Source organism: Terribacillus saccharophilus, assembly GCF_046592595.1.
In the GTDB taxonomy this organism is placed as follows: domain Bacteria; phylum Bacillota; class Bacilli; order Bacillales; family Amphibacillaceae; genus Terribacillus; species Terribacillus saccharophilus_C.
The window spans coordinates 115686-134278 of the sequence record NZ_JAWVPF010000002.1 but is presented as its reverse complement, the minus strand read 5'-3'; the positions used below and the strand labels follow the sequence as shown (position 1 = coordinate 134278).

General features: G+C 44.6%; 21 protein-coding genes. 2 read left to right on the top strand and 19 right to left on the bottom strand.

Going from position 1 to position 18593, the window contains the following annotated elements; genetic code table 11:
- Positions 1-38: 38 nt before the first annotated feature.
- The 12 genes from SFC25_RS03160 to SFC25_RS03105 all read right to left on the bottom strand — a co-directional run bounded on the left by SFC25_RS03160 (position 39) and on the right by SFC25_RS03105 (position 10691).
- Positions 39-569, bottom strand: coding sequence for a cell wall elongation regulator TseB-like domain-containing protein (locus tag SFC25_RS03160; RefSeq protein WP_411213894.1), 531 nt, complete (start codon positions 567-569; stop codon positions 39-41).
- Positions 535-708: a YpmA family protein gene (locus SFC25_RS03155; protein ID WP_093728373.1), complete on the bottom strand. Its 174-nt coding sequence runs from the start codon at positions 706-708 to the stop codon at positions 535-537. Before SFC25_RS03155 ends, SFC25_RS03160 begins: the two co-directional genes overlap by 35 nt.
- A 200-nt stretch (positions 709-908) precedes the next feature.
- The gene (gene dinG / locus SFC25_RS03150; protein ID WP_411213893.1) at positions 909-3674 is read right to left on the bottom strand and encodes an ATP-dependent DNA helicase DinG; all 2766 of its coding nucleotides are present in this window, start codon (positions 3672-3674) and stop codon (positions 909-911) included.
- A gap of 78 nt (positions 3675-3752) precedes the next feature.
- A complete protein-coding gene (panD, locus tag SFC25_RS03145; RefSeq protein WP_411213892.1) occupies positions 3753-4139 on the bottom strand; it encodes an aspartate 1-decarboxylase in 387 nt (128 codons plus the stop codon).
- Between the two features lie 16 nt (positions 4140-4155).
- Entirely contained in the window at positions 4156-5025 is an 870-nt protein-coding gene (gene panC / locus SFC25_RS03140; RefSeq protein WP_411213891.1) for a pantoate--beta-alanine ligase, read from the bottom strand.
- A 2-nt stretch (positions 5026-5027) separates the two neighbouring features.
- Entirely contained in the window at positions 5028-5858 is an 831-nt protein-coding gene (gene panB / locus SFC25_RS03135; protein ID WP_411213890.1) for a 3-methyl-2-oxobutanoate hydroxymethyltransferase, read from the bottom strand.
- 5 nt (positions 5859-5863) lie between these two features.
- On the bottom strand, positions 5864-6844 hold the full coding sequence (locus SFC25_RS03130; RefSeq protein ID WP_411213889.1) for a biotin--[acetyl-CoA-carboxylase] ligase: 981 nt from the start codon (positions 6842-6844) through the stop codon (positions 5864-5866).
- Complete coding sequence (locus tag SFC25_RS03125; protein ID WP_411213888.1) at positions 6828-7997, bottom strand: CCA tRNA nucleotidyltransferase; 1170 nt, start codon at positions 7995-7997, stop codon at positions 6828-6830. The genes SFC25_RS03130 and SFC25_RS03125 overlap by 17 nt, the downstream gene beginning before the upstream one ends.
- Complete coding sequence (bshA, locus tag SFC25_RS03120; protein WP_411213887.1) at positions 7994-9121, bottom strand: N-acetyl-alpha-D-glucosaminyl L-malate synthase BshA; 1128 nt, start codon at positions 9119-9121, stop codon at positions 7994-7996. Before bshA ends, SFC25_RS03125 begins: the two co-directional genes overlap by 4 nt.
- Entirely contained in the window at positions 9118-9531 is a 414-nt protein-coding gene (gene mgsA, locus SFC25_RS03115; RefSeq protein ID WP_411213886.1) for a methylglyoxal synthase, read from the bottom strand. The genes bshA and mgsA overlap by 4 nt, the downstream gene beginning before the upstream one ends.
- Before the next feature lie 10 nt (positions 9532-9541).
- Positions 9542-10348 (bottom strand): 4-hydroxy-tetrahydrodipicolinate reductase, encoded by an 807-nt coding sequence (gene dapB / locus SFC25_RS03110; protein WP_411213885.1) that lies wholly within the window; start codon positions 10346-10348, stop codon positions 9542-9544.
- Positions 10341-10691 (bottom strand): nucleotide pyrophosphohydrolase, encoded by a 351-nt coding sequence (locus SFC25_RS03105; protein WP_411213884.1) that lies wholly within the window; start codon positions 10689-10691, stop codon positions 10341-10343. The genes dapB and SFC25_RS03105 overlap by 8 nt, the downstream gene beginning before the upstream one ends.
- A 144-nt stretch (positions 10692-10835) precedes the next feature.
- On the opposite strand from SFC25_RS03105, the gene SFC25_RS03100 reads away from it, so the two are divergent.
- Together SFC25_RS03100 and SFC25_RS03095 are read left to right on the top strand one after the other, a co-directional pair.
- Positions 10836-11708, top strand: a complete 873-nt coding sequence (locus tag SFC25_RS03100; RefSeq protein WP_411213883.1) for a YitT family protein — start codon at positions 10836-10838, stop codon at positions 11706-11708.
- A gap of 66 nt (positions 11709-11774) precedes the next feature.
- Positions 11775-12299 (top strand): type 1 glutamine amidotransferase domain-containing protein, encoded by a 525-nt coding sequence (locus SFC25_RS03095; protein WP_411213882.1) that lies wholly within the window; start codon positions 11775-11777, stop codon positions 12297-12299.
- Positions 12300-12326: 27 nt separating this feature from the next.
- On the opposite strand, the gene SFC25_RS03090 is transcribed toward SFC25_RS03095, so the two are convergent.
- From SFC25_RS03090 to SFC25_RS03060, 7 genes are all read right to left on the bottom strand, one after another.
- On the bottom strand, positions 12327-13013 hold the full coding sequence (locus tag SFC25_RS03090; RefSeq protein WP_095222671.1) for a zinc metallopeptidase: 687 nt from the start codon (positions 13011-13013) through the stop codon (positions 12327-12329).
- A gap of 66 nt (positions 13014-13079) precedes the next feature.
- Positions 13080-13400, bottom strand: coding sequence for a sporulation protein YpjB (locus tag SFC25_RS03085; protein WP_411213881.1), 321 nt, complete (start codon positions 13398-13400; stop codon positions 13080-13082).
- Positions 13401-13470: 70 nt separating this feature from the next.
- Positions 13471-14052: a lipoprotein heptaprenylglyceryl N-acetyltransferase LhaT gene (lhaT, locus tag SFC25_RS03080; protein WP_411213880.1), complete on the bottom strand. Its 582-nt coding sequence runs from the start codon at positions 14050-14052 to the stop codon at positions 13471-13473.
- Between the two features lie 154 nt (positions 14053-14206).
- Positions 14207-14776: a ReoY family proteolytic degradation factor gene (locus SFC25_RS03075; protein ID WP_411213879.1), complete on the bottom strand. Its 570-nt coding sequence runs from the start codon at positions 14774-14776 to the stop codon at positions 14207-14209.
- A gap of 44 nt (positions 14777-14820) precedes the next feature.
- Positions 14821-16074: a tetratricopeptide repeat protein gene (locus SFC25_RS03070; protein ID WP_411213878.1), complete on the bottom strand. Its 1254-nt coding sequence runs from the start codon at positions 16072-16074 to the stop codon at positions 14821-14823.
- Between the two features lie 119 nt (positions 16075-16193).
- Positions 16194-17483 carry a 3-phosphoshikimate 1-carboxyvinyltransferase gene (gene aroA, locus SFC25_RS03065; RefSeq protein WP_411214200.1) on the bottom strand — a complete coding sequence of 430 codons (1290 nt, stop codon included), beginning with the start codon at positions 17481-17483 and terminating at the stop codon, positions 16194-16196.
- Positions 17484-17494: 11 nt separating this feature from the next.
- Positions 17495-18592 carry a prephenate dehydrogenase gene (locus SFC25_RS03060; protein WP_411213877.1) on the bottom strand — a complete coding sequence of 366 codons (1098 nt, stop codon included), beginning with the start codon at positions 18590-18592 and terminating at the stop codon, positions 17495-17497.
- Position 18593 lies beyond the last annotated feature (1 nt).

The window sequence follows — 18593 nt, the reverse complement described above, 5'->3', positions numbered from 1 at the left end:
AAGAACCCTCCATTGTCTGTCCTACATATGTAGTTGTATTATTGATATTGGCTGGATAGAGCAAAGCTTTCGAGCTGCTCGGAACCATCTAGTGTGTAATAACTGTAGCCTAAGCGATCCTGTTCGTCGCGATATGTGACTTCCCATGCTGGTGCATCATCGTACAATCCCAGCCGGACATCATCCATTTCGCACTCCGCTCCGCATGCAGTTTTCCAGCTGCTCTCAACTTGCTGTTCATCAGCTGTGTCGGTCGTATAAATGATCTGTTTTGGATCCTTCTCGCCTTTTTTCACATAAGCGATAGCATCTTCTCCATCGGCTTGCTTGCCTTTGACGACATGATAGACATGTTCGCCATTGAAGCGTGTCACTTCATCTGCGGTTTCTAAATCAGTGTTTTTAAGTGCAAAGTCCTCTGACGCTTCAAAACCCTCTGTGCGTGCATGTTGCGCTGTGTTATAAACATATATACCGCAGCCGAGGACAATGATCAGAACAGCCAAAGCGCTGAACAGTGTGATCTTAGCCCATTTAGGTACGGTAAATCGTGAATATCGCCGTATCATGATCTTCCTCATCCAATGCTAATCCGAACATTAAGTCCTTTTCCTTCAGTGTACGGTTCAGCGAATCGACCAGCTTGTACAGGTCACTGCTGTATTGTACACGTACAGTGGACAATGTTTCCATCTTATTATTTTCCATCATCGTTACCTCCGAGCCATTCATTTACATGATTTGTTACTCATAGAGATGGCTTTCTGCAGCAAACTAATGTATGTTGAGAAGCAATCCAATTCTTATTATACCAGTAGTCCTGGTGTAATTCTAAGACGAGTTCAAAGTTTTTTCAACAAAAATCTTCCTTCTCCCCAGCAGTTGTGCGTCCTAGTGGCGCACTTTTTTTATAGCCATTCCTCTGCAAGCTCCAAAAGCTCAGCTGTACTCTTATAATGTGTAGGTACATCAGGTATGGAGGCAGTGAAGTAACTTCCATATCTTGTCTTCATCATCCTGTCATCACAAACGAATACTATTCCTCTATCGCTGGACGATCGGATCAGTCTGCCAAATCCTTGTTTGAAGCGGATTACAGCATTAGGTAATGCAAGCTCCATGAAGGCATTCTTCCCTTCTGCCTTCAATTTAGCAGCTTTTGCTTCATAAATTGGATGATCCGGCGGCTGGAATGGCAGTCTGACAATCACCAGACAGCTTAAATCTTCCCCTGGGATATCGACGCCTTCCCAAAATGAACTGGTTCCAAATAAGATGGCTTTCTTATTGCTTTGGAAATTCTTTTTCAGGCGATCGCGGCTGCCGCTTGTAATGCCTTGCGCAATCAAGGTATAATCCTGATCCTCCGTCAGTTCCTTCACAAGTCCATAAGCTTTTTTCAGCATGTCATAGGAAGTGAACAGGACGAGCATCCTTCCATCTGTAATGGAAGCGAGGCTGAGAATCGACTCACAGACCGCATAGATGAAAGGATAGTTATCTTTTCCGCGAACATCGGGAAAATCATTGGGGACAAGCAGCTGTACCTGCTCTTGATACGAATAAGGTGAATCGAAACGTCTGGTGACGGTCTGTTCATCCAAGCCCAGCTGTTCTTGAATGAAAGCAAACGACTGCTTCATAGTTAATGTCGCACTCGTCAGTACCACACTCTTCTTTTCCGAAAAGAAATGTTCAAGCAGCAAATCAGCGATATCCAATGGTTCACTGTATAAGTAAACTGCATTACGTGCGCCATACATATCCACTTCTATCCATTTCACTTCCTCATCATCATAGATGAGGAACATCCGCTCAATCGCATCGATGATCGTCTGCAGCTGATCGACAGCATTGCGGATTGAATCTGCAATCTTTTTTTCTCCTTGCTTGTCTGCCGATTTTGTCAGCTGGAGCAAATGGTGCATACAATCTCGTACACCAAATAATAATCTGTTGCTCATTTCTGCGATAACAAGCACCTGTTTTGTCTCCCGTACATCCTCAAGCCGCAGCTGTAATCTCCCGATATCGTTGGTACCGAGTTTCTTTTTGTGCTGGGACAAGACAAAATCATGGATATAACGGAACATGTCATCTGCTTCTTCTTTGGTCTGATCCCATAAGCTTTGCCAAATAAGTATTTCAGCTTGTGTATTCGGAAGCTCATCCGTTGCTTTCTCATACACTTTGTTCGCATGGGAAAGCATATGATGGATGCTGACATAATCAAGTGCCAATCCAAAATGCTTCGCTGCTGTCGCCTCAAAATGATGCGCTTCATCGATGATGACCCGCTGATAGGACGGCAGGAGCTGGTATTCCTCCTGCATGTCACTGCAAAGCAAAGCATGATTCGTCACAATAATATCTGCTTGCCATGCTGCTTTCTTTGCCCTCTGATAAAACGAACGGGAAAACCATGGCGAAAATGGATCCTGCGTATCCTCTGCATCCGCGGACATATGCAGGAAAAAACGTTTTCCGCTTGAAGGCAAATTCACTTCATCAATATCTCCAGTTTCGGTCATTGTCAGCCATACAAGTAAAATAGCCTTTGTAAGGACGATATCGTAATTGTCATTTGCAGTTTGCTGCAGCTCCGATTCGAAACGGCTGAGACTTAGATAATGCTGTTTCCCTTTCAGCAGTGCCGCTTTGAAGGGAAAAGGGAGGATTCGCTGCAACAGCGGGATCTCCTTGTCCATCAATTGAGCTTGAAGCTGTGTCAGATGCGTGCTGATAACGATCCGGTTCTTTTCTTTTACAGCTGTGTAAACTGCGGGTAAAAGATATGCAAGTGATTTTCCGGTACCCGTTTCAGCTTCCAGAAGTGCGTGTCTGTTTGATTGGAAAACATCGAAGATCTGTTCACTCATCTCCAGCTGACTTTTTCTGGGTTCATATCCTTTCATTCCCTCTGAAAGCCAGCCATCTTTTTGATATAGCTGATCGGCCATATCGCCAAAAGACTGGTTGATGACAGAACCGGGAACTTCTTCTTCATGGATTTTGCGAAAAGCCAGCCCTCGATAAACCTCCAGCTTACCGTCTTGTGCATCCTCAAATGCAATTTCCTCCAAACGATACTCAAGCAAACTTTTCAAATCACTTTTTAAGGATCGTTCCAATGTTAATAGATGCGAAACTGTTTCGTAAGGCAGCTTACCTAATTCCTCTAGAAGAGACAGCAGAAGTTCCGCGGTAACGAGCGTATCAGACAATGCCCGGTGAGGCTGATCATGCTCGAAAGAAAGATGCTCGCTGAGAACACTCAATTTATAGCTTGGTGCTGTTGGAAGCAGAATGCGTGCCAACTCGACCGTATCAAGTACTGGGCGCTGGATTGGTGGCAAACCTGCTTCCTCCAAAGCGCTGTTCAAAAAGCGCAAATCGAAATTCGCATTATGAGCGACCACATAGCTATCTTTAAAGAAAGCAGAAATCTCTCCTGCCACATCTTCGAATTGCGGAGCACCAGCCACATCTTCATCAGTGATGCCTGTCAGTTGGGAAATGAAAGGTGGAATCGGCATACCGGGATCCAGCATCGTCTGAAATTGATCTGTGATCACACGTCCTTGGATGACGACAATCCCGACCTCAATGATTTTATCGCCATTCGACGGCGCATGTCCTGTTGTTTCTAGATCCACCACTACAAATTTTTCCATACTCCACCCTCCATACTGCTTAGAAAAGAAAGACTCTTATCACAGATAAGAGTCTTATCGTACGATTCTTTTATGCCGTTACATCATCACGGTAAGAGGCGGTTCTTCCTCGATGATTTCCTGAACTGTATTATCTTCATTCATCAGGGCGATCTTCGGTTTGAAGTCAGCCAGTTCTTCATCAGATAGCATGGCATAGGATACGATGATTACTACATCATCTTTTTGCACAAGACGTGCAGCAGCACCGTTCAGGCAGATGACACCGCTATGCCGCTCACCGGGAATGACATAAGTTTCGAGACGAGCTCCATTATTATTGTTCACAATCTGCACTTTTTCATGAGGAAGTATGCCTACTTGATTCAGAATGTGTGTATCAATCGTTATACTGCCAACATAATTCAAGTTCGCTTCCGTGACACGGGCACGATGTATTTTTGCTTTCATCATAGTGCGGAACATCTTATTTCCCCCTATATCAAAAACGGTCCATGATGGAGCCGTCGACTTCCAATACTAGATTGTCGATCAATCTTGCCTTGTCAAAATAAACTGCTGCGGCAATGATAATACGCGAATTTATTTCCCTGACTGGCTTTAATGCGGGATAAGACAAAATTTCAACGTAGTCTATTCTACCACTTGTTTGCTTGTTTATAAATTCTTTTACAGCAGATGCCACTTTTTCAGGGTCCTTTTGCCCGTCCTGGATGCTTTGTTTTGCTTGCTGCAGCGCTTGGTAAATTGCTGGTGCATCTTTTCTTTCCTGCTCTGATAAATAAACATTGCGGCTGCTTTTCGCTAAGCCGTCTTCCTCGCGAACTGTCGGAACTGGAACTACTTCAAGCGGGAAATTGAGATCGTGCACTAACGCTTGTACAACTGCTACTTGCTGTGCATCCTTCAACCCAAAATATGCCCTGTCCGGCTGAATCAAATGGAAAAGCTTCGATAAAACGGTAACCACACCATCAAAATGTCCTGGTCTCGATCTGCCGCAAAGTACATCTACCCGGTCGGAAACATGCAGTTTGATTGCACTATTGCCAGGATACATTGCCGCTGCTTCCGGCATAAAGACGATATCGACGCCTTCCTGTTCTGCAATGCGCTGATCACGGACGGCATCTCGTGGATACGTTTCAAAGTCCTCACCCTCGCCGAATTGCAGCGGATTAACAAAAATGCTGAGCACTGTAATGTCATTCTCTGCTTTGGACCGCTTCATCAACGATTGATGCCCTTCATGCAAAAAGCCCATCGTAGCTACATAGCCAATTGATTTCTGCTCTTTCGCCAGCTGCTTTCTTTCTTGCTGCAATGCTTCTAATGTCGAAATGATCTTCATATTCATTCTCCTAATTCAGGTAATGCTGCTTCGTCCATCGTAAAACTCTGTCCGTCATTCGGAAAAATACCATTCTTAACATTTTCCTTATATGTGGAGAAGGCATTCGTAACTGTTTCATTTAGATCTGCATAGCTGACAGCGAATTTCGGCAATCGATCAACACCGTACCGACTTAGGTCATGAAAGACAAGTACTTGTCCGTCTACTTCTGCACCGGCACCAATTCCAATGACCGGAATAGAAATATCTTTGGCGATGAGTGCGGCCAATTGCTTTGGAACACACTCCAGCACGACTGCAATCGCTCCGGCTGCCTCAACTTTACGAGCATCCTCCAGCAGCTGTTTTGCCGTCTGTTCGTTTTTACCTTGTACTTTATATCCGCCAAGTATATTCACTGACTGCGGTGTCAATCCTAAGTGGCCGACAACCGGAATACCTCCAGTGGTTAATGCCTTGATACTGTCCAGGATGACCTGATCTGCTCCTTCAAGCTTTAAAGCCTGCGCGCCGGTTTCCTGGAAGATACGTTTTGCTTGCGGTACAGTTGCTTCCACCGATACGTGATACGTCATGAATGGCATGTCAACTACGACAAACGTATCATTCCCGCCGCGAGTGACTGCTTTCCCATGATGAATCATATCCTCGACTGTTACGGGAATGGTGCTATCATAACCAAGCACTACCATTCCTAATGAGTCGCCTACCAGCAGCATGTCGATACCTGCTTGCTGGGCCAATTTTGCAGTGGGATAATCATAAGCAGTGACCATGGTGATTTTCTCATTATTTTCTTTCATCTTCTGAAGATCTAGCCTTGTTTTCATTTTCGTTATGCCTCTTTCCATTCCAATTCTGCAGAATACAAACGCTGTATGCTGCCATCATCATTTACAAGAATAAGCTCACCGTCTTCCCCGATTCCTTTAAAAATCGCCTCAAAGACAGTGGATGGCGTAGTTGCTGTTACGCGGTGCCCAAGACGCAAAGCGTACTGCATCCATTCGTCCCGGATCACATGAAAACCTTTATTTATGTAAAGCGAATACACATCCTCGAATGCTTTCCATATCTGATGGATAAGCTCCTGGCGCTTCCATTCTTTATCAGTCTCGATACGCAATGAAGTTGCTTTTTCACGGAGGTCCGGCGCTATCTCAGACGCAGACTGATTGATATTGATACCGATACCCAGGACGATATGCTGGATATAATCCTGCTCTGCTTGCATCTCAGTCAGTATCCCGGCGAGCTTCTTACCGCCCAGATAAATATCATTCGGCCATTTAATACTAGCTTCGATGTCATTCTGACGGAATGCGCGAGCAATCGCGACTGCTGCAGCCAGCGTCAGCTGCGCTGCTTCCCGAGGTCCGAAATCGGGTCGTATGATCAAACTCATCCAGATACCAGTTCCTGCTGGAGAATGCCAGCTGCGGCCTTTAGTCCCCTTACCATTTGTCTGTTGATCGGCAATGACGACAGTTCCATGAACTGCACCTTGATCAGCCAATGATTTGGCCAAAAATTGCGTTGAATCGAGTTCTTCTTCAAAAATGATTTTGCGGCCGATCCATTCGGTATCGAGCTTCCAGTTCAGCGTATTTTTGCTGAGTTTGTCAGGCGACCTTCTTACCTGGTACCCTTTACGCGGAACAGCATCTATCTCATAGCCATCTGCTTCCAGCGCCTTCATATGCTTCCAGACTGCCGCCCTTGAAATACCAAGCTGTTCTGACAGAGTCTGGCCGGAGATATACGACGATTTATGATCTTGCAGAATTCTGATGAGACGATTACGTGTCGTATCCATGGATGACCCACTCCTTCAGCTGTTCTTTTTTATTCGGTATCTTATTTTCTACAACAGCTTTTTCGGCAGCAAGCAAAAGATCACGAATCCAGCTCCCTTTTTTTCTGTCAGGGAACCAGCTGATCAGATCATTACCGGAAATGGACAATTCCGAACTGTTCCGGATAGGGAGCAGCTTCCTGATGGATGCTACGCTATCCTGCATATCTTTGTCTTTATATATTTTCACAAGCCGGCAATAGCCGTCATCTAGATGAACCGGCATCTGATAGACTGCCCAAGCATCCAAATCGCTTTGCAGGATGCGCACTAAATGTTGGGCATCTTGTTTGATAGCATTGGAAAGCTTCCACTCTTTTACCCATTCAAGCACTGGTCTTTCACTTAGCAAAGAACATAGGGCAACCCATTCTGCCAAACTGTGAAGAGGCTCGATTTTTTCGGCCAGCTCACTCATCAGGTCAGGATGATCTTTGAAAATCGGTAATGCTTCCCATAATCCCGTATCATGCAAGAGCTGAACAGCTATTTTCACATCTTTACCAGAGCATAATTTTTCCATTTCAATACTTACGCGTTCAATTGCAATACGAGCTAACCAAAGACGCTCGTCCTCCATCACTTTTCGTGCATCTTGATCCAACTTGTACCCTAGCTGCGATACAAATCGTACACCACGCATCATACGCAGCGGATCTTCTTGAAAACGATCAAAGGCTTTTCCTACTGTAACAAGTTCTTTTTTTTCAATCGCATCCCTGCCATGAAAAGGATCGACCAATTCACCAGTCCTAGCCATTGCAATCGCATTAACTGTGTAATCACGACGAGCCAGATCAGCAGCAACATCCGTGACAAAGTTGACGCTATCAGGATGCCTGTGATCAGAATACGCTCCTTCTGTCCGGAAAGTCGTAATTTCAAAGCTTTCATTCTCGAAACGCACAAGCACCGTTCCGTGCTCGATTCCAATCGGAATGACCTTATCAAAGACTTCCATTACCTGCTCTGGAGTCGCTGACGTCGCAATATCCAAATCGCCAACATCTTTCCCGATAAGGTAATCCCTCACAGCTCCCCCAACAAGATATGTGTCATAACCATCTTGTTCGAGCTGCTGTATGACTCGGAATGCTTTTTCGAATATTCTCATTGCAAAACCTCTTCATAAATTGTTTCGTATTGCGAGACAATCTGATCAGAATGGAAGTTTTCCGCTGCATAGTGGATGGATGATTCGGAAAATCGCTGCCACAGCTTCTCATCTGTCAGCAAATCCATAGCGAATGCCCCCATTTGCTCCACATCGCCAAGCTGCGTTATAAACCCATTCTTTCCATGCTCTATGACTTCAGGTATACCGCCGACATCTGTTCCGATACATGGCACCCCGCAGGCCATTGCTTCTAATAGAACCAAGCCGAAGCTCTCTTTTTCAGAAGGCAGCAGCATGATGTCAGCCATATTTAACAGAGCAGCAACATTATTCTGCTTACCTAGGAATAAGACTTTATCTTCGAGACCACGCTGTTGTACATCCCGCAGAATATCAGAGTATTCCGGGCCGTCCCCGATCAGCATCAGCTTGGCAGGCAGTTTCTCCTGTACATACGAAAAAACCTGTACAACATCCTGTACACGTTTCACTTTACGGAAATTGCTTATATGTACGAGTACCTTTTCGTTTTCTTCGATACCGAACTGCTGCCTAATGTCACGTACATCAGCCGGACGGTACACTTCTTCATCCACAAAGTTGTATACAACGTCGATTGGACTTGTGACATCGAGCATTTCCCTTGTCTGCTGTACGAGACTTTGTGATACCGCAGTGACAACATCACTTTCTTCAATTGCATGGACGATCATCTTGCGCAATCCATTATCTATTCCGAGCACCGTAATATCCGTTCCGTGCAGCGTCGTGACGATCTTCACATCACGCTTGGCAATAGCCTTGGCCAAGATTGCACATATGGCATGCGGAACAGCGTAATGCACATGCAGGATATCCAGCTGTTCTTCGTCGATCACTTCAGCCATTTTATTAGCCAGCACTAAATCGTATGGCGGGTATTGAAAGACCGGGTAATGACTCATCTCAACCTCATGGAAAAATACATTCGGAAGCAGCATATCCAGCCGGAAAGGGACACTGGATGTGATGAAGTGAATATCATGTCCCTTTTTAGCTAGTTTTTTACCAAGTTCTGTCGCAATAACGCCTGACCCGCCAAGCGTCGGATAACAAGTGATACCGATTTTCAGCTTTTTCATAGCTCCGGCTCTCGATCGCGAATGATCTTGCGCCAATCGAAATCGCCTCGATCAAGGCCGCGAATAAATATTTCGGCCGCTGCCAAATTGGTTGCAAGCGGGATACGATGGACATCACATAAACGCATTAGCGCACTCACATCCGGTTCATGCGGCTGGGCAGTAAGCGGATCCCGGAAGAAGATGATCAGATCCATTTGATTTGTAGCAATTCTTGCACCGATCTGCTGATCCCCGCCAAGCGGTCCGGATTGGAACAATTCCACAGGTAATCCTGTTGCTTCTTTTATACGTGTACCTGTCGTGCCCGTAGCATATAAAGTATGTTTTTTCAGCATCTCTTTATATGCAACCGCAAAACGGACCATTTCAGGCTTTTTCTTATCGTGGGCAATCAAAGCAATATGCATGTTTATCGCCTCATTCCAATATATTTTCTAATCCGTATGCAAGTATGTCCATCTTCATGACACGGTCCACTGCAAGCTCCACACCAGACATAAAGGATGCGCGGTTGAGACTATCGTGTTTGAGTGTGAATTGCTCGCCTGGTGCACCGAAAATAACTTCTTGGTGTGCGACAAGGCCCGGTAAACGGACGCTATGAATGCGCATGCCATCAAAATCTGCACCGCGTGCTCCAGCTATTGTTTCTTTCTCATCCGGATGTCCTTGTTTCGCCGGCTCACGTACTTCCTGGATCAATTGGGCCGTTTTCAACGCTGTACCGCTTGGTGCATCCAGTTTCTGATCATGATGCTTTTCGATGATTTCTACTGTGGGGAAGTATTTTGCTGCTTGTTTGGCGAATTGCATCATAAGCACAGCGCCAATTGCAAAGTTTGGAGCAATGATTGCTCCAAGCCCTTTCTCTTCGCTCAGTTTCTCCAGCTCTTGTACTTGTTCTTCCGTAAAGCCAGTAGTGCCTACAACTGGACGTACGCCGTGTTCAAGAGCAAGCTTCATATGTTTGTAGCCTGTTTCTGGAATGGTCAAGTCGATAAGCACATCTGCTTCCACTTCATCCAAACACGTTGCTGCGTCTTCGTAGATGACCGCATCACTCGCAGGCAAACCCTCGATATCACGGATGCGTTTCCCTCCATTTTTACGGTCAATAGCTGCAACCAACTCAAAATGAGCTGTCCGATCGATAAGCTGCAATGCTTCCGATCCCATTCGTCCTCTTGGTCCTGCTACTATAATTCTGATCATTTCATTAGTCATTATGTATATCCTCCTGTGTCTTCTTCGTCCATCTGTCTTTATCCCTTGTTTCAAATTTCGTCATCGATTTCTCAAATGCTTCCGACAGATCAATATTGAGGGAATTAGCAAAACAAGTCATCACGAAAATAATATCTCCGAGTTCATCTTCTATCGTATTAGCCTCTTCACTGGCTTTTTTCGGCTTTTCGCCATATGTATGGTTCACTTCTCTCGCAAGCTCCCCGACTTCCTCTGTCATTCTTGCAAGCATGCTGAGCGGTGAAAAATAACCTTCTTTGAATTGGGAAATATAAGCATCAACACGTGCTTGGATTTCCTTTGTCGTATATGTAGTATTCATGCGCGATCTTCCTTTCGCTATATCATTACCATGTTAGCTTAAAAATACGGCTTTTGACAAATGTTTTTACCTATAAGACAAATTTGTAGGGATGAGGATAGTTGTCTATAATATAGAAGGAATTGTCAACTTAGGAGGTAGAATATGTTCAGACTGCGTATAAAGAACATCCTGTTCATTTTGTTGGGCGCGGCCATTTTTTCGTTCGGTATCGTTCATTTCAATATAGCCAACAAACTTGGAGAAGGCGGCTTCACCGGTATAACCCTGATTTTACTATTCGAATTCGATTGGGATCCAGCGATAATGAACCTGGTGCTGAATATTCCGTTATTCTTGATTGGATGGAAATTCCTGGGCAGAACCACTTTTATCTATACAATTATAGGGACAGTTGCTGTTTCCTTGTTCCTGCGCTTGTTTCAAACATATTCCTTCAACATTGACTTAGGGAACGATCTGCTGATCGCGTCGCTTTTAGCTGGTGTGTTCATCGGTGTCGGACTCGGTATCATCTTCCGTTTTGGAGGTACCACTGGCGGTGTCGACATCATTGCCCGACTTGCTAACAAGTATGCCGGCTGGACGATGGGACGGACGATGTTTCTCTTCGATGCCGTTGTTATTGTTACGTCTGTCCTTACCTATCTTGATCTGATCCGCGGGATGTATACACTTGTTGCTGTGTTCGTTGGTGCTAGAGTCATCGACTTTATCCAAGAAGGTGCCTACTCAGCAAGAGGTGCAACCATTATTTCCAGCCAGAGTGCCGATATCGCCAACCAAATACTGAAACAAATGGACCGGGGTGTGACTGTCCTTGATGGCAGAGGAAGTTTTACTGGTGAAAAGCGCGATGTATTGTATTGTGTCGTCGCACGGAATGAAATTGTCCGACTCAAAGCAATCATCACAGCAGTTGATCCACATGCCTTCGTCGCCCTTAGCGAGGTACATGATGTCATGGGAGAAGGATTTACACTGGATGAAAATAAAAAACCATATCATACCGATTGACGTTTCGCATGCATTTTGAAACTTGAATTGGTAAAGTGAAGAGGAATAAACGAGAGAGGTGAGATCGTGGAACTTACAGGAAAGAAAATACTATCGTTCGTCAGTGATGATTTCGAGGATCTGGAATTATGGTACCCAATACTTCGGCTGCGCGAAGCCGGAGCTGAAGTATATTTGGCTGGTGAGTCAGCAAATACTGTTTATAAAGGTAAGTATGGGGTTCCAGCAACTTCTGATTTGACGTTTGATGAAATTGATCCGAATCAATACGATGCATTGCTCGTCCCTGGCGGCTGGTCCCCAGATAAACTTCGCCGTTATCAGAGCGTATTGGAAGTTACCCGGCATTTCCATTCCAATAAGAAAGCCATCGGTCAAATCTGCCATGCCGGATGGGTACTGATCTCTGCCGGCATATTAAACGGCGTGCATGTCACAAGCACTCCTGGAATCAAGGATGACATGACAAATGCAGGAGCAATTTGGCATGACGAAACAGTTATCGTAGATGGTCATATTGTAAGCAGCAGACGGCCGCCTGATCTGCCCGACTACCTAAGAGAATTGATTAAAGTCATAAAAGCACAATAAAAAAGGCATCCCTCGGGATGCCTTTTCTTAATCTTCGTTATTGCTGACAAAGAACATAAGTATGAAGCGTACAAGCTCGGCTACAGCTACTAGAGCTGCTGCAACGTAAGTCATTGCTGCCGCGTTCAAAACCTTTTTAGTGGAACGTTCTTCATCGTTCCGGATGATTCCCGTTGAAACCAGTTGAGTCATCGCACGGTTAGAAGCGTTGAACTCGACCGGCAAAGTAACAACCTGGAACAATACTGCGATAGCAAAGAACGCAATACCAAGTCCAACGAATTGCAGGGATCCAAAGATAGCACCTGCTATGATAAGGAACATGGAAAGGTTGCTGCCCCACGCAGCTGCCGGAGCCAGTGCAGTACGGAATTTAAGGAAACCGTATCCTTCCGCATGCTGAATTGCGTGTCCAACCTCGTGGGCAGAAACCGCTGCTGCTGCCATACTGTGACCGTGATAGTTGTCTGTGGACAAACGAACCACTTTATGACGCGGATCATAGTGGTCAGACAACATACCGCGTGTTTCTTCGATTTGCACATCATATATACCATTATCATCTAAAATCTTTCTTGCGACCTGTGCACCGGTCATTAGAGATGACGTTTCCACTTTCGAATATTTCTTGTACGTGCTTTTAACCTTCGATTGAGCCCATAAAGGGATAATCAGAAGAAGTGCTATATAGATTATATAAGCACCTAGTGACATATACATACCTCCGTAAAAGTATTTGGAACTTATTAAGGTCAATTTTAGTCAAAAATTCGAAAAAAATCAACTATTAGGATCGTTGTTCACACTTTTGTCATTTTCAGCTCGATACTTCTTATAGCCGACATACACAAGTGTCCCTACAATGCTTGCGCTAATACCAAGTATTCCCCAAAATCGTCCTGTTCCATAACTGTTTTCCTCAGGCACGGAAACACTGTACAGATATGCAGGCAGCGCTTCGAACTGTTGATCAAACGTTTGACCAGTTTTGTCGGAAGTTGACGACAGAGCCTCTGTATGCGGCCGCAGCAATAGTTCAGCAAGGTTGGCAAGTACAAAAAAAGAGGCTGTCAGAACAATGACGAGAAGCAGCTTTTTCATAAGCATCCCCTCTTTTTTAAATGTTCCTACAGCCTATGCTTGCAAACGTATGTATATGTCGGTATGTGCCTTATTTGTTTTCGTTTATCTGCGACTTCCGCTGTGTGGCATAATAGCCGACCAGGATGGATACAATGCTCAGCCAGAAAGTGAAATAGCCAATCACTTGAAGGTGATCCATCAGATTGCCGTAAATCGGCATCATGCCGAAAACATAATCAATGATATCATTGTGCAAAACGACAATGGCAGCCAATGCCAAATGCCGCAGCGTAACCCGATAAAGCGGTGCATATAAGATGCCTTGGACAGCCATTGCTAAGTGGGACGCAATCAGCATATATCCTTGCCATGAAAGTGTACCATTCACTGCTAAAGTGAGAAGGTTCATCACGACAGCCCAAATACCATACTTAAATAAAGATACAACCGCCAGAGCTTCGATATACCCATTATGTCTTCCAATCAGATATAAGCCGAGGAAGATAGTAAAGAAGAGACTGGCCGTCGGGCTATCCGGAACAAAAGGCAGGAAAATCGCTGGCGTTATTTCAAGCTGCCAGCCATACCACATATATCCATAAATCGTTCCAAAAAGATTAATGATAAACAATAACAGCATGCTGTAACGATGAAAAAGAAGACGATACATTCTGTGTATTTCCCTTCGTGGAGTATTTTCTATTATGTAATATAACCTGCTCTGGACAAGCAGCAGTTACTTTATTTTAGCAGAATATTTCTTGTCTATCGGCAAAAATAAATAGAAAGATAAAAAAATAGATGCGCTTTAACAGCGCATCCAGTTAAATGTGTTCAATTGTGTCTTGAGCATCTTCTTTCAATTGACGCATCGCCTCACTGAGTAAACGGAACTTATTTTCATCCCTCTTATCAAGAGCCAAATCAATTGCTTCTTGCAACTTCTTCTTTTTGTATTGAAAATGCGAAGCATCAAGAAGTTTTGTGGCCAGCTGTCGGTCTTCTTTCGTGACGTAATGATCTTCCGGCAAGAAAGGATTGTCTTCCAAGACAGCGACATACTCCATGCTTTGATGTGAATTCTTGAAATTGAGTTGAATATAGACCGGGTCTTTCTTGTTCATACGAATATCATGGAATGATTTCTCTGCGTCAGTTGTGACGATGTTGTCCTTATAAAAACGAAACGGTACTTCTTCTGAACAATGGGCGGATATGATGATTCCTCTGGGACTGAACCTTGCTTCACGGATGAAATGCACATTATCAAGAAACGAATCATGATTAATCAAGTAGTTCAAGATCCAGACACTTTCCCTGCGCTTCAATTGGTAATTATCTAAGAACCAGCGAATGAACGTCTTCTTATCCTGCATGGTAACGGAAATATTCATATGTGCCCCCTCCCAGAAAGCGAAATGATTTCAATTCAATGCATTTATTGAGACAAGAGCCTGTTGATATTTTCTTCTACTTCGATATCTGATGGCTCCAGACGAAGATACTCTTTAAGTATTTCGACAGCCTCTTGCATCCTCCCTTCTTCCAATAGGAAATATCCGTATTCTTTTAGAAAATCGCTATCATCTTTGAAGTTAGTATATGCTTCCCCATATGCCTTTAATGCCTCATCAAACATTTCAGTTTCATTATAGGCACGCGCAAGTTCCCAGCGGTATGCTGCATCTTCTTCATCTGTTTCCAAGATATGCGTCAATAATTCGATGATTGCTTCGTGGTCTTCATCCAGCTTGAAATTCTCAATCAGATAGAGTATTGCTTCTTTATACCCTGGGTCGAGTGCAATTGCATGACGAATAAGGAAGTAGCTGCGATCATTTTTACCGAGCTGTCTCGCAAGACGGCCCGCCGTGAAATAGAGTTTCTGATTATACTCATCCAATGACAAACCTTTTTCCGCTGTTTCGAAGGCCTTCTCCATCAAGCCCTCTTCTTCATAGGCTTTGGCAAGATACTCATAGACAGAGAGATAATCCGCTTCCTCTTTCAGCAGCTTTTCCCAAGTACTGATGGCAATGTCATATCTGGATAACTTGAAAGCAGTAAATCCAAAGCTGAACAGTTGTTCCACATCGTCGACATCTGTTTCTTGATAGTAAGTTAAGGCCTTCTCAAATTCACCAGTAGCTGCATACGCTTCTGCAAGGCGGAGTGCGATATCGATATCACCCATGACAGTTTGTTTTTCGTATACTTTTTCATAATAAGTGATTGCTTTTAAATAAGACGCAGTCGATAAAGCCAGCTCCCCTAATGCCAAATCGATAACTGGCTCGGAAGGATCAAATCGTTTTGCTGCCAGCAATTTTTGTTCAGCAACTTCGAATAAACCTTGTGCTTCGTACAAATCAGCAAGCTGCATTTGGGCAGGTACAAAATAGTCTTCATCCTCAACAATTTGATCAAGCTTGTCGATTGCTTCTTGGTCTTCATTCAAATCAATAAAAAGTTCAGCAAGCATCATTTTGAGCTCCATCTCATCCGGGAACATTTGCTCCAGCTGAAGCAGGACTGCTTTTGCTTCTTCATGCATACCCCATTGCATATATAATTCTGCTATTGTGAATTTCTCTTCCTCGTTGGCAGCAGGTAAATATGCCTCTAATGTATCCACTGCTTCCTGCGGCTGGTCATTCTCCATGTATGTTATTGCTTTTCTTATTTCTTCCATTTTTAACACTTCCTTTTATTTACACGCCTCTCGGCTTTTCCATCTGTCTTCAGTGTAACCTAAAGCAATAGCTTTAGAACAGCAAAAAAGTCTGATTCCCGTTTGGGAATCAGACATATTCAATTTTGCAGCGCACGCAAATCTGCAAAAAATGAAGGGTAAGAGATATTGATGCTGTCCGCATCAGTTAAAACTGTCTCCCCTGTTGCAATCAAGCTGGCAATAGCAATCATCATTCCAATCCGGTGATCACCAAAAGAATCAGCAGTTGCACCTGTAAGGGATTGACTTCCAGGAATTCTCATCCCATCCGGTGTAGACTCCACTTCGGCACCAAAGCTGCGCAGTGTAGAAGCAATTGCTTCGATTCGGTCCGTTTCCTTAAAACGAAGTTCCTCTGCATCTTTGATGATTGTGTCTCCCTCAGCCTGCGTTGCCAGCAATGCTAAAATTGGCAGCTCATCGATAAGCCGCGGGATGATGTCCCCGCCAATCTCTGTTCCTTTCAAAGGCCGGTATCGTATTGTGATATCTCCGATTCGCTCGCCTGCCTGAATGTCATGCTCTTTGATTTCCATATCGGCTCCCATTTGCTGCAGCACATCCAAAATGCCGGTTCGGGTATCGTTCAAACCTGTATTCGTCAGTACGATTTCACTGCCTGGGACAAGACATGCCGCAACCAGGAAGAAAGCAGCCGATGAAATATCTCCTGGAACATAGACATCTGTGCCGACGAGCTGCTGGCCGCCTTTGACCGTGACTGTCGTTCCTGTTACATCAATGCTCGCCCCGAAACTTCTCAGCATCTGTTCGGTATGATCCCTGGTCTTGACATCTTCAGAAATCCGCGTTTTGCCATTTGCCAACAAACCCGCAAGCAGCAAAGCTGATTTCACTTGTGCACTTTTGACTGGAGTATGGTATGTAAGGGCTGAAAGCTTTTGGCCATCAATAGCCAAAGGCAAATACTTCCCTTGTTCACGCCCATTAATTTTTGCACCCATCTGACGCAAAGGAATAGCCACTCGATCCATCGGCCTTTTCGTAAGTGAGGCATCTCCATATGCTGTTATATGAAATGGCAGTGCAGCAAAAACACCGAGCAAAAGCCGTGCTGTCGTTCCGCTATTTCCAAAGTAAATCGGTACAGTCGGTTCCGTGAAGCTGTCTTTCCCCTCGCTTTCAATGATAACTGTGTCCCCGTTCTGTTCAATTGAGACACCGAGCGCTCTGAAAGCATCTATTGTCCTGAGGCAGTCCTCTCCAGTCAAGAAATGACGGACAGTAGTTTTTCCTTTAGCCAAAGCACCGAAAATAATGCTGCGATGTGAAACAGATTTATCACCAGGTACGGTGATTGAGCCGGAAAGTCCCTCAGCTGTAGGGTTGAGTCGTACATCTGTCACTGCTTTCACCTTCAATCTTCTATCTTTACTTCATATCCAAAAACTTCTAGTACACCTTTCGCCTTCAACTGGATTTTCTGTTCTGAAAAGCTGAGACGAAGAACTCCTGTCAGTCCTTCACGCAGCTCGAGTATTTGGATATTTACAATACTCAAGCCAGCATCAGCGACGATGGTAAGTACTTTTTGTAATGCTCCCGGCCGGTCAGTAATATCGACATACAAATCATAATAGCCTGGTATTGCACCTTTTTTCCGAGGTTCCAGACCATCCCGGTATTGCTTTGCTTCTTCCAGATAAGTATGGATCTGCTGTCCCTGGTCTTCGGCCAATAGCTTTCTGAATGCCTGCATTTCCTCAATCCAGTCGTCAAGCAGGACCCCCATTTTCTCTTTGTTCTGAAAGAAGATATCCTGCCACATACCCGGATTGCTCGAGGCAATCCGGGTAATGTCACGGAACCCGCCTGCAGCAAGCTTCGGCAGGAAACTATGTTTTGCTTCCCACTTCTTTGCCTGCTGCACCAGAGCGGATGCAATCAAATGCGGGAAATGAGATACAACTCCCGTCATCTCATCATGCTCTTCTGCTGATAATGTGATAAAGGTGCTTTTGGTTCCATCAAGCAGGTTTTCCACCCGCTTGATGTCACTTTCTTTCGCGCGCTGCACAGGTGTAAGGACATAAATGGCATTCTCAAACAAATGCGCTTTGGAAGCCTCGATTCCATGTTTATGGGAACCTGCCATTGGGTGGCCGCCAACGAAGAAGACTTTATCGGACTGAAGTGAAGCAGCCTGCTTGAAAATCGGGCCTTTAACTGAGGATACATCGGTTACAAGTACATCTTTATCCAGCTTCATACCATCAAGTTCTTGAAGAAGTTCGACAGACTTGGAAACTGGTGCTGCAAGTATAATAATATCTGCCTTACGTGCAGCTTCTTGGAAAGAAGATGACGCTTCATCAATGATCTCATGCTTTAAAGCATACTCCAATGTACTTTCCCTTTGATCCACTCCAATAAGGTGAACTTGCTTGTGCATTTGGATATTACGGGCAAGCGAGCCGCCGATCAAACCTAGTCCCGCGATAACGACCGTCTCCATC

What these genes read in the sequence shown, in the direction of transcription:
- SFC25_RS03160 (WP_411213894.1), bottom strand. Translation starts at nt 569, where the DNA reads ATGATACGGCGATATTCACGATTTACCGTACCTAAATGGGCTAAGATC.
- SFC25_RS03155 (WP_093728373.1), bottom strand. Translation starts at nt 708, where the DNA reads ATGGAAAATAATAAGATGGAAACATTGTCCACTGTACGTGTACAATAC.
- dinG (WP_411213893.1), bottom strand. Translation starts at nt 3,674, where the DNA reads ATGGAAAAATTTGTAGTGGTGGATCTAGAAACAACAGGACATGCGCCG.
- panD (WP_411213892.1), bottom strand. Translation starts at nt 4,139, where the DNA reads ATGTTCCGCACTATGATGAAAGCAAAAATACATCGTGCCCGTGTCACG.
- panC (WP_411213891.1), bottom strand. Translation starts at nt 5,025, where the DNA reads ATGAAGATCATTTCGACATTAGAAGCATTGCAGCAAGAAAGAAAGCAG.
- panB (WP_411213890.1), bottom strand. Translation starts at nt 5,858, where the DNA reads ATGAAAACAAGGCTAGATCTTCAGAAGATGAAAGAAAATAATGAGAAA.
- SFC25_RS03130 (WP_411213889.1), bottom strand. Translation starts at nt 6,844, where the DNA reads ATGGATACGACACGTAATCGTCTCATCAGAATTCTGCAAGATCATAAA.
- SFC25_RS03125 (WP_411213888.1), bottom strand. Translation starts at nt 7,997, where the DNA reads ATGAGAATATTCGAAAAAGCATTCCGAGTCATACAGCAGCTCGAACAA.
- bshA (WP_411213887.1), bottom strand. Translation starts at nt 9,121, where the DNA reads ATGAAAAAGCTGAAAATCGGTATCACTTGTTATCCGACGCTTGGCGGG.
- mgsA (WP_411213886.1), bottom strand. Translation starts at nt 9,531, where the DNA reads ATGCATATTGCTTTGATTGCCCACGATAAGAAAAAGCCTGAAATGGTC.
- dapB (WP_411213885.1), bottom strand. Translation starts at nt 10,348, where the DNA reads ATGACTAATGAAATGATCAGAATTATAGTAGCAGGACCAAGAGGACGA.
- SFC25_RS03105 (WP_411213884.1), bottom strand. Translation starts at nt 10,691, where the DNA reads ATGAATACTACATATACGACAAAGGAAATCCAAGCACGTGTTGATGCT.
- SFC25_RS03100 (WP_411213883.1), top strand. Translation starts at nt 10,836, where the DNA reads ATGTTCAGACTGCGTATAAAGAACATCCTGTTCATTTTGTTGGGCGCG.
- SFC25_RS03090 (WP_095222671.1), bottom strand. Translation starts at nt 13,013, where the DNA reads ATGTCACTAGGTGCTTATATAATCTATATAGCACTTCTTCTGATTATC.
- SFC25_RS03085 (WP_411213881.1), bottom strand. Translation starts at nt 13,400, where the DNA reads ATGAAAAAGCTGCTTCTCGTCATTGTTCTGACAGCCTCTTTTTTTGTA.
- lhaT (WP_411213880.1), bottom strand. Translation starts at nt 14,052, where the DNA reads ATGTATCGTCTTCTTTTTCATCGTTACAGCATGCTGTTATTGTTTATC.
- SFC25_RS03075 (WP_411213879.1), bottom strand. Translation starts at nt 14,776, where the DNA reads ATGAATATTTCCGTTACCATGCAGGATAAGAAGACGTTCATTCGCTGG.
- SFC25_RS03070 (WP_411213878.1), bottom strand. Translation starts at nt 16,074, where the DNA reads ATGGAAGAAATAAGAAAAGCAATAACATACATGGAGAATGACCAGCCG.
- SFC25_RS03060 (WP_411213877.1), bottom strand. Translation starts at nt 18,592, where the DNA reads ATGGAGACGGTCGTTATCGCGGGACTAGGTTTGATCGGCGGCTCGCTT.